This is a genomic window from Streptococcus infantis, from assembly GCF_047464415.1.
GTDB lineage: Bacteria > Bacillota > Bacilli > Lactobacillales > Streptococcaceae > Streptococcus > Streptococcus infantis_AE.
This window is the reverse complement of record NZ_JASHBX010000002.1, coordinates 141,681-154,488: the sequence shown is the minus strand read 5'-3', so window position 1 is coordinate 154,488 and position 12,808 is coordinate 141,681. Positions and strand designations below refer to the sequence as shown.

The following is a 12,808-nucleotide window of genomic DNA, read 5'->3' as shown; positions in this document are numbered from 1 at the left end:
GCCTTGATGTTTTATAGAGCCGCACGTAAACGCGCTTCTGCATTTTCCACATTACGGACAGAGCGTGGCAAAAAGGCACGGATATCGTCTTCTTTATAGCCAACTTGTAGGCGTTTCTCATCTACAAGAATCGGACTTTTCAAGATACGTGGTGTTTCCATGATTAGGTTGAGCACTTCATTGACACTCAAATCTTCGATATCAACACCAAGAGCCTTTGCATAACGATTTTTCGATGATACGATACTTGCAATTCCATTGTCTGTTTTTGTCAAAATATCAAGTAGTTCTTCTCTCGTGATTCCTTCCTTACCGAGGTTTTGTTCTTTATAACTTAACTGGTGGGCATTGAGCCAGGTCTTCGCTTTTTTACAGCTAGTACAACTTGAGACTGTATAAATTTTGATCATGTACCTACCCCTTTCGCTACATGTTACTATCAGTTTAGACTATTATACCATAAAAAACATCGGACTTGCGACCTATTTTTAAAAAATTTTAACTTTTTTGGCAATTTTTGAACTTTTTTCTTGACAAAACACGAACTATAACCATTCTTTATATTTCTTAATGTAAAATTTCTTAATAACTGTAACACTAAACATATACAAGAAAATAATACAGATTAAGAACAAGAAGTAAGGAAGTCCTAAAGGTTCTAGACGAAGGATATTTACCAGTGGTCCATAAGGTAGGCTGGTTACGAAAAAGGCTGCAACCAGAGTCATCAAAATCACAAGCCAAGCTGGTCTGCTTTGTAGAAAAGGAACTTTTGCTGTACGAAGCATATGGATGACCATGGTTTGAGACCACATAGATTCGATGAACCATCCTGTTTGGAACAAGATAATAAACTGAAGGGCAGATTCAGATCCGTGAACATAGTGATGGCCTGTCACCAATGGAACAATGATAAAGTAGAGGAAGATAAAGGTCAAAATATCAAAGACAGATGAGATTGGTCCCATCCAAACCATAAATCGCGTAATGGATTTTGCTTCCCATGTATGGGGTTGTTTAAGGAAGTCTTGATCCACATTATCAAATGGCAATGCCACACAAGACAAATCATAGACTAGGTTTAGGACAATGAGATGAACAGGGGCCATTGGTAAAAATGGCAAGAAGATACTCGCAACAAGGAGTGAGAAGATATTCCCAAAGTTTGAACTAACTGTCATCTTGATGTACTTAGTCATGTTGGCGTAGACCTTACGGCCCTCAACAATACCAGTCTCAAGAACCATGAGATCCTTGTCTAGCAAAATAACATCCGCTGTTTCTTTGGCGATGTCTACTGCTGTATCTACAGAAATACCGACATCTGCCACCTTCATGGATGGAGCGTCATTAATACCGTCACCCATATAACCAACACCGTGACCATTTTTCTTTAACTGTAGAATGATACGAGCTTTTTGGTCAGGAGATAATTTGGCAAATACTGTTACTTTTTCAACCACTTCTGCCAATTCTTGATCTGTCATTTGGTCAATGTCAGCCCCTAAGAGCATATGCTCAACGTCCAAACCAACCTTTTCACAAATGGCTTGGGTTACTTTTTCGTTATCCCCAGTTAAAATTTTTGTTTTGACACCATGCTCAAGTAGAGCTTGAATAGCTGGTGCTGCAGATGGTTTTGGCGGATCCAAAAAGGCAAGGTAACCCGTAAGGATCATGTCACTTTCATCAGTCACAGCATAGGCATAATCTTCACGTAGACCTGACTTGTAACCAACACCTAAAACACGCAAACCTTGACGGTTTAATTGACCAACTTCTGCTAATACTTCTTGGCGAATGTCTGCGGTTAGGGGAATGATTTCTCCGCGATATTCCACATGAGTCGAAATGGTCAACATTTCTTCTAAAGCGCCTTTGGTAACCATACTAACGACATTGCTGTCGTCTTTGACGATGACACTCATGCGTCTGCGTTCAAAGTCAAAAGGCAGTTCATCAATCTTTTGGAAGATGTTATCCAAATCTTGTAGAATAACGTGTTCTTTAGCTTCTTTTTCAGTTCTACTGATAATGGCACGGTCCATCAAGTTTTTCAAACCTGTTTGGAAATGTGAATTTAGATAAGCTCTTCTTAAGACTGCCATGTCCAAATCACCATGGATATCCAAAGGGTATTCTAAGACAATCTCATCTTGCGTTAGAGTTCCTGTTTTATCTGTACATAGGATATCGATTGCTCCTAAGTCCTGGATAGCATTGAGTTTTTTGATGACCACCTTTTCCTTGGCCATGATAATGGAACCTTTGGCCAAGCTGGCTGTGATAATCATTGGAAGCATTTCTGGTGTCAGTCCGACACCAACGCTCAAGGCAAAGACTCCAGCCTCTAGCCAGTCTCCATCAGTCAACCCATTTGCGAAAAACACGATCGGAACCATGACAAGCATCAAGCGGATCAAGAGCCAAGAAATGCTGTTCATTTCACGTTCAAAAGAAGTTGGCTCATCATAGGTGTTGAGAGTTTGCTCAATAGCTCCCATCATGGTATCATCACCAACAGCGAGAACCATAGCTGTAGCACTTCCTGAGATAACGTTTGTCCCCATGAATGCCAAGGATTCTGCTTCTAAAAGACTCTCTACATTTTGATTAGTAGCTTCATTTAAAGCAAGCTTTTCGACTGCATCGCTTTCTCCAGTCAAACCTGACTGTTGAACGAAAAAGTCGCGGGATTCAAACAAGATAACATCTGCAGGAATCATATCTCCCGCACTCAATTTCACGAGGTCTCCCACAACCAACTCATCGATAGGTAACTCTTGTTCAAGACCATCACGAATAACAGTTGCAGTGTTGACAATCATTTTTGAAAGGTTGGTTGTTGCCTTGTCGCTCCGCAACTCTTGGACAAAACGGATGCCTCCTGAAATCAAAACCAAGACAACGATAATGATAGAAGTCGTTGGATCCTCTTGACCAGGTTTGGCAAGCCAGACGTTTGTAACGAGAGAGATAAAGGCAATCACAAGCAAAATGATTGTGAAAGGATTGATAATGGACTCATAAATCTTTTTAAAGATAGAATCCTCTTGACCCTTGGTGATGGTGTTTTCACCATATAGATCACGGTTTTCTTGAACTTGTTCTGAATCTAAACCTTTTTGACTTGTATGGTAAAAAGCTAGACTCTCTTTAAATGGAGTTTGAATAGCTGCTGCTAATCTTTCTTTTGTAGTTTTCATTGGTTTCTCCTATCTGTATGAATGGTGATTTCATACACAGGGACCAATCACTTTATAAGGACAGAACGACACAAATCAGCGATTGGCTGTGTATGTGCGGCTCTGGATGATCGTCAATTTGCATCGTTTGTCTCCTTTCTTTGTTCTAAAACAGCAGAAAATCCTGCCATAAAATGGCAGGACTAAAAAACTGATTATCTGTTTTCGTTCAAGCTTTAACTCCATAGGGCGATGTAATGAGCTTAGTCTTGACCTTCGCGACCAGGACTGTTGACCAACGAGTAGTGTCTCCACTGCTTTGCGGTAGTCATCCGTATCCCTATGGTAGCCTCACCTACCGTTTTCGCCTTTCAGTATAAACCTTTAACTAGTAAAAGTCAACGATTTATCTCATTTTTCTTAGATTACGATTAATTCTTTTGGAGCAAGGGTTAATAACTCACAACCGGTATCTGTAATCAGGATATCATCTTCGATACGAACTCCGTATTTACCTTCAATATAAATACCCGGTTCATCAGTCAAGACCATACCAGTTTTGATAACTTCTTTAGAAGTTTGGCTAAAGTAAGGTTCTTCGTGAATATCAAGTCCGATACCATGCCCGATACCGTGTGTAAAGTATTCTCCATAGCCTGCTTCCACAATAATATCACGAGGAATTTTATCAAAATCACGGAAACCTAAGCCATCCTTAGCTTGGTCAATCAGAGCTTGGTTAGCCTTCAAAACAGTGTTGTAGATTTCTGCTTGTTCATCACTGACATGACCTAGGTAGATAGTACGTGTCATATCACTGACATAGTGGTCGTAAAGGCAACCGAAGTCCATGGTAATAGCTTCACCTAGTTCTACTGGCTTGTGCATTGGGTGGGCGTGAGGTTTAGAAGAGTTGATCCCACTCGCTAGAATCGTGTCAAAAGACAAACCAGCAGCGCCTAATTCACGCATACGGAAGTCCAGGAAGTTGGCAATTTCAATTTCTGTCTTCCCAGGCTTGATAAATTCAAGCGCATCGTGGAAAGCTTGGTCTGAGATTGAACAAGCCTTACGAATAGTCGCAATCTCTGTCTCGTCCTTAATCATACGAAGCGCTTCAACAAACTGAGATTGAGGAAGCAATTCTAAACCTTCAAAGGCGGTTTGCATACGATGGTAATAAGAAACTGAAATTTCATCTTCAAAACCGATGCGAGAAAGACCCATATCTTTTGCAATCTTTGCGATAGTTGCCAACTCATCACGTTCTGCAAAAATCTCAAAGCCAGTAACTTCTTGCTTGGCAGCGATAATATAGCGAGCATCTGTCACCAAGACTTGACGGTCACGACTGATAAAGACTGTCCCATTTGAACCCCAAAATCCTGTCAAATAGTAGACATTTTTAAGGTTATTGATAATGATTCCATCTAGTTCTTTTTCTTGCATTTTATCTAAAAATGCTTGCACACGTTTATTCATGATGTAACTTTCCTTTCAAATACTGTCCTGTATAGCTAGCTTCATTGGCAGCTACTTCCTCTGGTGTTCCTATTGCGATAATAGTACCACCGCCAACACCACCTTCTGGGCCTAGGTCGATAATATGGTCTGCTGTTTTGATAACATCCAGATTGTGCTCAATGACGAGAACTGTATTGCCATCGTCTACAAAGCGAGCCAAGACTGTAAGCAAGCGAGCGATATCCTCTGTATGGAGTCCTGTCGTCGGCTCATCCAGAATGTAGAAAGATTTTCCTGTCGATCGTTTGTGGAGTTCACTAGCCAGCTTCATACGCTGGGCCTCACCTCCAGAAAGTGTCGTAGCTGGTTGTCCCAAGGTCACATAACCTAGACCAACATCTTTGATGGTCTGGAGTTTGCGTTGAATTTTCGGAATATGTTGGAAAAATTCTACTGCGTCGTTGACTGTCATATCCAAAACTTGCGAGATATTCTTTTCCTTGTAGTGAACTTCCAGGGTTTCGCTATTGTAGCGAGTCCCATGACAGACTTCACAAGCTACGTATACATCTGGCAAGAAGTGCATTTCAATTTTGATAATCCCGTCACCCGAGCAAGCCTCACAGCGTCCACCCTTGACATTGAAACTGAAACGCCCCTTCTTATAGCCACGAATCTTGGCTTCATTTGTCTGAGCAAAGAGATCCCGAATATCATCAAAGACACCTGTATAGGTAGCAGGATTGGACCTCGGTGTTCGTCCAATTGGACTCTGGTCAATATCTATCAGACGGTCGATATGTTCGATTCCTGTAATCGTCTTAAACTTACCAGGTTTGTCTGAATTGCGATTGAGTTTTTGAGCAATGGCTTTTTTGAGAATACTGTTAATGAGGGTCGACTTCCCTGAGCCAGAGACACCTGTCACCGCAATGAATTTTCCGAGTGGGAAGCGAGCGGTGATGTTTTGCAAGTTGTTCTCACGCGCTCCTGTCACTTCAATAAAGCGTCCATTCCCAACACGGCGTTCCGTCGGTACTGGAATTGCACGTTTACCTGACAGATACTGTCCTGTAATGGATTTGCTGTTGCGAGCTACCTGCTTAGGCGTTCCTGCAGCAACAATTTCTCCACCAAAGACACCCGCTCCAGGACCAACGTCAATCAGATAATCAGCTTCTCGCATAGTATCTTCATCGTGTTCCACCACGATCAAGGTGTTTCCCAAGTCACGCATTTTTTTCAGACTGGCAATCAAGCGGTCATTGTCCCTCTGGTGAAGACCGATAGATGGCTCATCAAGGATATAGAGAACTCCTGAGAGATTGGAACCAATCTGAGTCGCCAAGCGAATACGTTGACTCTCCCCACCTGATAGGGTTCCTGCCGAGCGGGATAACGTTAAATAGTTAAGGCCCACGTTATTGAGGAAAGTCAAGCGGTCCTTGATTTCCTTCAGGATAGGACGAGCGATGATAGCTTCATTTTCAGATAGGGTTAGCTGGTCAATAACTTCCAAATGGTCTGCGATGGAGAGGTCTGAAATTTCTCCGATATGGAGTCCTTTTTCTCCCCCTACTCGAACAGATAGGGCCTGGTCATTGAGACGATAACCATGACAAGTGCCACAAGTTAGCTCATTCATATAGAGACGCATCTGAGTACGAGTGTAGTCGCTATTGGTTTCATGATAGCGACGCTTGATATTATTGACAACACCTTCAAAAGGAATGTCGATATCACGAACTCCGCCAAATTCATTTTCATAGTGGAAATGGAATTCTTTCCCATCTGAACCATAGAAAATGAGATGTTTATCCGCCTCAGATAAGTCCTCAAAAGGCGTATCCATATCCACTCCAAAAGCTGTCATGGCTTGTTCCAGCATATTTGGATAATAGTTAGAAGAGATCGGATTCCAAGGCGCTAAGGCTCCCTCGCGAAGAGTTTTGCTAGCATCTGGCACTACTAAGTCCGTATCAACCTCTAGCTTGATCCCCAAACCATCACACTCACTACAGGAGCCAAACGGTGCATTGAAGGAGAAGAGACGGGGTTCTAGCTCTGGAACTGTAAAACCACAGACTGGACAAGCATAGTGTTCTGAGAAGAGCAACTCTGAATCATCCATAGTATCAATAACGACATAACCTTCAGCGATACGGAGAGCTGCTTCAATCGAGTCAAAGAGACGACTACGGATACCATCTTTGATGATAATACGGTCTACCACCACGTCAATGTTGTGTTGTTTATTCTTTTCAAGTTCAGGAACTTCGGTCACATCGTAAACAACTCCATCGACACGGACACGGACGTAACCATCCTTTTGAATTTTTTCAATCAGCGTCTTATGTTGCCCTTTTTTCTTACGAATAACAGGAGCCAAAATCTGCAAGCGTTGGCGCTCTGGCAATTCCAAAACCTTGTCTACAATCTGTTCAACAGACGAAGCCTTGATAGCCCCATGTCCATTGATACAGTAGGGTGTCCCTACACGTGCATAGAGAAGACGTAGATAATCGTTGATTTCCGTCGTTGTTCCAACTGTCGAACGAGGATTTTTACTGGTCGTTTTCTGGTCAATGGAAATGGCAGGGCTGAGACCATCGATAGAATCCACATCTGGCTTTTCCATATTGCCCAAGAACTGACGAGCATAGGCTGACAGACTTTCAACGTAGCGACGTTGCCCTTCTGCATAAAGAGTATCAAAGGCCAAACTAGACTTCCCAGATCCAGATAGTCCCGTCACCACAACTAGCTTGTCACGCGGAATTTCCACATCTATATTTTTTAAATTATGGGCGCGTGCCCCATGGATGACAATCTTATCTTGCATATTACTTCTTTCTAGTTCATTGTTGCTTTCCATTATACCAAAAAAAGTGAAATTCTATTACCAAAAAAGCCGATTTTGTAGTATAATAGTACGGTGCTAAAAATCACTTAAACACAGAATAGATTAGGAAAGGATAGGGGATATGAAACAAGTCTTTCTCTCAACAACAACTGAATTTAAAGAGATCGATACGCTCCAGCCGGGCACTTGGATCAATCTCGTCAATCCTACCCAGAGCGAATCGATGGAAATCGCTTCTGCTTTTGATATTGATATCGCTGACCTCCGTGCACCACTCGATGCGGAAGAAATGTCTCGTATTACCATTGAAGATGAATACACTCTGATCATCGTAGACGTTCCCATTGCCGAGGAGAGAAATAACCGTACCTACTATGTGACCATTCCCTTGGGGATTATCATCACAGAGGAGGCTATTATTACTACTTGCTTGGAACCTCTCCCACTTCTAGATGTCTTTATCAATCGGAGACTTCGAAATTTCTATACCTTTATGCGTTCTCGCTTTATCTTCCAAATCCTCTACCGCAACGCGGAGATTTACCTAACCGCCCTCCGTTCAATCGAACGTAAGAGTGAGCAAATCGAAAGCCAACTTCACAAATCTACTCGAAATGAAGAATTGATTGAACTCATGGAGTTGGAAAAGACCATCGTCTACTTCAAGGCCTCTCTTAAGACAAACGAGCGCGTGATTAAAAAATTGACAAGCGCAACTAGCAATATTAAGAAATACCTTGAAGACGAAGACTTACTTGAAGATACCTTGATTGAAACGCAACAGGCCATCGAGATGGCGGATATCTATGGAAACGTCCTTCACTCTATGACAGAGACCTTTGCCTCTATCATTTCAAACAATCAGAACAATATCATGAAAACCTTGGCCCTTGTGACCATCGTTATGTCTATCCCGACTATGATTTTCTCAGCTTACGGAATGAACTTTAAGGATAATGAAATTCCTTTAAACGGAGAACCGCATGCTTTCTGGCTCATCGTCTTTATCGCCTTTGCTATGAGTGTTTCTCTCACTCTTTACCTCATCCATAAAAAATGGTTCTAAACAGGAGTTATTATGTCACAGATTGATTTAAAAGAATTAACAAAGAAAAACCAAGAATTTATCCACATTGCAACCCAACAATTTCTCAAGGACGGAAAAACAGATGCTGAAATCAAGGCTATCCTTGAAGAAGTGATTCCTCATATCCTTGAAGAACAACCAAAAGGAGTGACAGCTCGTTCTATCTACGGAGCACCAACTCACTGGGCTCATAGTTTCAGCGAAAAAGAGCAATACGAAAAAGAACATCCAAAAGAAAACGACGATCCAAAATTGATGATGTTGGATTCAGCCCTTTTCATCACAGGATTATTTGCAGTAGTTAGCGCCTTGATGAGCTTCTTCTCAAACCAACCTGTGGCCTACGGGTTGGTAACACTTATCAGTGTAGGGGCCTTTGGTGGAGTTGCCTTCTACCTGCTCTACCACTTCATCTACCGCTACTACGGACCAGATACTGACCGCAGTCAACGCCCTCCATTCTGGAAATCACTTTTGGTTATGTTAGCAACCATGTTTGCATGGGTCTTTATCCTCTTCTTGAGTAACTTCCTTCCACAAGCCATCAACATCAGTCTACCACCTCTTGTTTTGTTGGTCATCGGAGGAGCTCTCCTTGCCCTCCGTTTCTACCTCAAAAAACGCTTCAACATTAAGAGTGCAAGTGCAGGACCTGCTAGATATTAAGATAAACAAAAAAAGTAGTGTGTTTTGTAGACAGACTACTTTTATTATGGCTCCAAAGTATTTTTTGATTCTCCAAAGAAAAGTAGCTACATTTTCTAAAAACGTTCTAATGTAAAGGCTTCCCTTAGAATCCCAAGGTTTTATCCTTGAATTCAAGTTGTTTTTCTGTTATGCTAATAAAGTAATAAGGAGAAATATATATGACTAAACAGAGAATTAATCAAATTGTTGGTTCAATTGGTGCCTTTATCGGGATTATTGTATTTATAGCCTACATCCCCCAAATTTTTGCCAATTTACAAGGGAACAAAGCTCAACCATTCCAACCTTTATCAGCAGCAGTCTCTTGCTTAATCTGGGTCATTTATGGATGGACAAAAGAGCCTAAGAAAGACTGGATTCTAATCATTCCAAACTCAGCCGGGGTTATCCTTGGCGGACTGACTTTCCTTACTGCTCTATAAGAATACAACTACTATAAAAAGCAACCACACGATTGGTTGCTTTTTTGCTTACTTTTTTGATCTAAAAGTCTTTTTCTGATTCTAATTCTTGTTGTTTCTCCTTATCTTTTGTGATACAATAGCATCAATCTATTTCTAGGAGGATGAGATATGGTTTCTACTATTGGTATTGTTAGTTTGTCTAGTGGCATTATCGGAGAAGACTTTGTCAAACACGAAGTGGACTTGGGTGTCCAACGTCTCAAGGATCTGGGACTTAATCCTATCTTTTTGCCCCATTCGTTAAAAGGCTTAGACTTTATCAAGGACCATCCTGAAGCGCGTGCGGAGGATTTGATGCAAGCCTTTTCTGATGATAGTATCGACATGATCCTATGCGCCATCGGTGGAGATGATACCTATCGTTTGTTGCCCTACCTTTTTGAAAATGACCAACTAGAAAAAGTTATCAAACAAAAGATTTTTCTTGGTTTCTCGGATACAACCATGAACCATCTCATGTTGCATAAACTAGGTGTTAAAACTTTTTATGGTCAATCCTTTTTAGCAGACATTTGTGAATTAGACAAAGAAATGTTGCCATATAGCCGCCACTACTTTAAAGAATTGATTGAGACTGGAAAAATCTCAGAAATCCGCCCTAGCGACGTTTGGTATGAGGAACGGATTGACTTTAGTCCAAAGGCCCTGGGAACAGCTCGTATCAGTCATGTAAATACAGGTTTTGACTTATTGCAAGGAAATGCTCAGTTTGAGGGAGAAATTCTCGGTGGTTGCCTTGAATCTCTCTATGATATCTTTGACAATTCTCGATACGCAGACAGTACGGAGCTCTGCCAAAAATACAAACTTTTCCCTGACTTGTCAGACTGGGAAGGAAAAATCCTCTTGCTAGAAACCAGCGAAGAAAAGCCTAAGCCAGAAGACTTCAAAAAGATGTTGCGGACTTTGAAGGAAAATGGGATATTCGAGGTTATCAGTGGACTCTTGGTCGGAAAGCCAATGGATGAAACCTTTTATGACGACTATAAAGAGGCACTATTGGATATCATTGATAGCAATATCCCAATTGTCTATAATCTAAATGTTGGTCATGCAACTCCAAGAGCTATTGTCCCCTTTGGGGTCCACGCCCATGTAGATGCAACGGAGCAAGTCATTCGCTTTGACTATAACAAATAAAGCTGAGATAGAAATCTCAGCTTTTTTCAGTATCGTTACTAGCATTTTCATCACATACTACCGATAGCTAAAATAATAAAGGAGAGGCTATTGCCTAACATGTGAACAAGTAGGGGATAGTAGATATTCTCCTTTTCTTTCACATAAATAATAGAAAAGGCAAGGCCCCCACCTAGGTATCCGACTGCACCGACCCACTCTGATAAAGACAAACTGTGCATATGAGCAAGCGCAAAGGCAAGGCCGACCAAAAAGACACTCAGCCAAGTTGGCAGACTTTTCCTAAAATATCTCAATAAAATTTGACGGAAAAAGAGCTCTTCCACTAAAGGTCCTATGACACAGGCAAAAACCGCTATCAGTAGTGGTTGTTCTTGAAAGGTACTTTGAATATTCGACTGGTTTAGACCTTGTCCGACCAGCCCGAAAAACTGCCTCAACAACTCTGATACAAATCCAAAGGCAACAGTCATCAGAATGAGAAAGAGCCATCCTGTTAAGACGCCAAAGAAGAATTTTCTTTTAGCCTTTCTAATCTCTTCCCACTTTTGGAGCAATAGGGACTTAAATAAGAAGCAACCATACACAAACATGATGGTATAGACTAAATATGTCCCTGCAGAAGAAGGTAATGGAGCATCAAATACTCGTATACCATCAAACACAAAAAGGACTGTATAGAGAATCGCAAAAATCAGAATTCCCTTATATTTGTTAGACATCATTTAATTCCCCTTCCATTCACAATCATTCTCATGGTCATCAACTAGCCCTGCAGCTTGTAGAAAGGATAAAACAGCGACTGGTCCTGTGAACTTGAAGCCACGTTTTTTGAGTTCCTTGGATATTTTTTCGGACAAAGGCGTTTTGGCTGGTGCTTGACGGTAGTCCGGGATATCATTAACTATGATTTTCCCATCTACAAAAGACCAGAGATAAGCATCAAAAGAGCCATACTCTTTCTGAACTTGTAGAAAGGCCTGGGCATTAGCTCGCGTCGCAAAAATCTTGGCGCGATGACGAATGATAGCTGGATTTTCTAACAAAGATTCCAGTTCTTCATCCGTCATGTCTGCAACAGCTTGAATTTGGTAACCATGAAAAACTTGACGGAAGGCTTGGCGTTTATTGAGTACCGTTTCCCAAGATAAGCCTGCCTGATAAGTCTCCATACAGAGCAACTCAAAAAGCGCTCGGTCATCATGGAGGGTCTGGCCCCATTCCTCATCGTGGTAGGCTACATATAGAGGGTTGTTCATTTTAACCCAACCACAGCGTTTTGGCATAGACTTCTCCTATTTCACCAACATCTTAAGGGCAGATTTGATGTAGTTTTCAGCTGTATCAGTCGTTCCTTCAAAGAATTTCTTGATTTTCTTAAGCTCGGTCGCCTTGTAGCCCAATGCCAACATGGCTTCCATGGCTTCTTCCAATTCTTGGTTGTCACTACTAGATGGAATTGTAGCCTTAGCAGGGAGGTCATCACCTGCCACAGCCACCTTACCTTCTAAGTCCAAGAGCATCTGTTGGGCTGTTTTCTTCCCGATTTTAGGGAACTTGGTCAGGTAGGTTATATTCTTGGTCTCGATGGCTTGAACAAGCCCTGCATTGTCATCAGCTGCAATAATGGCAAGAGCTGATACAGGACCAATGCCTGACACCGAGATCAAGCTGAGAAAGAGTTTTTTCTCGTCTTCTGAACGAAAGCCGTAAAGCAGGTGAGCATCTTCGCGAACAACTTGATGGACATAGATTTGCGCTTCTTGATTGACTTGTCCTGAGTAAGCATAGGGGTTAGCCACGTGCAAAATGTAGCCGATCCCGTTAGCTTCTAGAACAATGTATTTAGCAGTAATTTTGGTAATAATACCCTTTAGATATTCGTACATAATTTTCC

At 41.6% G+C, this 12,808-nt stretch carries 11 protein-coding genes and 1 riboswitch; of the genes, 4 read left to right on the top strand and 7 right to left on the bottom strand.

Annotation, left to right across the window (positions count from 1 at the left end):
* Positions 1-11 precede the first annotated feature (11 nt).
* The 4 genes from spx to uvrA all read right to left on the bottom strand — a co-directional run bounded on the left by spx (position 12) and on the right by uvrA (position 7,491).
* Positions 12-410 (bottom strand): transcriptional regulator Spx, encoded by a 399-nt coding sequence (gene spx, locus QM460_RS02230; RefSeq protein WP_000591165.1) that lies wholly within the window; start codon positions 408-410, stop codon positions 12-14.
* Positions 411-545: 135 nt separating this feature from the next.
* Positions 546-3,206, bottom strand: a complete 2,661-nt coding sequence (gene mgtA, locus QM460_RS02225) for a magnesium-translocating P-type ATPase (protein WP_414289115.1) — start codon at positions 3,204-3,206, stop codon at positions 546-548.
* Positions 3,207-3,398: 192 nt separating this feature from the next.
* Positions 3,399-3,552, bottom strand: a riboswitch (M-box (ykoK) riboswitch).
* Between the two features lie 53 nt (positions 3,553-3,605).
* A complete protein-coding gene (locus QM460_RS02220; protein WP_414289114.1) occupies positions 3,606-4,667 on the bottom strand; it encodes a M24 family metallopeptidase in 1,062 nt (353 codons plus the stop codon).
* Positions 4,660-7,491 carry an excinuclease ABC subunit UvrA gene (uvrA, locus tag QM460_RS02215; RefSeq protein WP_414289112.1) on the bottom strand — a complete coding sequence of 944 codons (2,832 nt, stop codon included), beginning with the start codon at positions 7,489-7,491 and terminating at the stop codon, positions 4,660-4,662. The genes QM460_RS02220 and uvrA overlap by 8 nt, the downstream gene beginning before the upstream one ends.
* Before the next feature lie 142 nt (positions 7,492-7,633).
* On the opposite strand from uvrA, the gene QM460_RS02210 reads away from it, so the two are divergent.
* From QM460_RS02210 to QM460_RS02195, 4 genes are all read left to right on the top strand, one after another.
* The gene (locus tag QM460_RS02210; RefSeq protein ID WP_414289110.1) at positions 7,634-8,578 is read left to right on the top strand and encodes a magnesium transporter CorA family protein; all 945 of its coding nucleotides are present in this window, start codon (positions 7,634-7,636) and stop codon (positions 8,576-8,578) included.
* Between the two features lie 12 nt (positions 8,579-8,590).
* A complete protein-coding gene (locus QM460_RS02205; RefSeq protein WP_006146142.1) occupies positions 8,591-9,265 on the top strand; it encodes a DUF1129 domain-containing protein in 675 nt (224 codons plus the stop codon).
* A 200-nt stretch (positions 9,266-9,465) separates the two neighbouring features.
* Positions 9,466-9,729 carry a SemiSWEET family transporter gene (locus QM460_RS02200; protein ID WP_004250486.1) on the top strand — a complete coding sequence of 88 codons (264 nt, stop codon included), beginning with the start codon at positions 9,466-9,468 and terminating at the stop codon, positions 9,727-9,729.
* Positions 9,730-9,879: 150 nt separating this feature from the next.
* Complete coding sequence (locus tag QM460_RS02195; RefSeq protein ID WP_049526447.1) at positions 9,880-10,911, top strand: S66 peptidase family protein; 1,032 nt, start codon at positions 9,880-9,882, stop codon at positions 10,909-10,911.
* 50 nt (positions 10,912-10,961) lie between these two features.
* Here QM460_RS02195 and QM460_RS02190 read toward each other — a convergent pair whose 3' ends face one another.
* Genes QM460_RS02190 through ruvA form a run of 3 tightly spaced genes read right to left on the bottom strand, consistent with a single transcriptional unit; the run spans position 10,962 to position 12,800 of the window.
* Positions 10,962-11,636, bottom strand: coding sequence for a CPBP family intramembrane glutamic endopeptidase (locus QM460_RS02190; RefSeq protein WP_049526445.1), 675 nt, complete (start codon positions 11,634-11,636; stop codon positions 10,962-10,964).
* Positions 11,637-12,197: a DNA-3-methyladenine glycosylase I gene (locus QM460_RS02185; RefSeq protein ID WP_414289108.1), complete on the bottom strand. Its 561-nt coding sequence runs from the start codon at positions 12,195-12,197 to the stop codon at positions 11,637-11,639.
* Between the two features lie 9 nt (positions 12,198-12,206).
* Positions 12,207-12,800 carry a Holliday junction branch migration protein RuvA gene (gene ruvA, locus QM460_RS02180; RefSeq protein WP_060955113.1) on the bottom strand — a complete coding sequence of 198 codons (594 nt, stop codon included), beginning with the start codon at positions 12,798-12,800 and terminating at the stop codon, positions 12,207-12,209.
* Between the last annotated feature and the right edge of the window lie 8 nt (positions 12,801-12,808).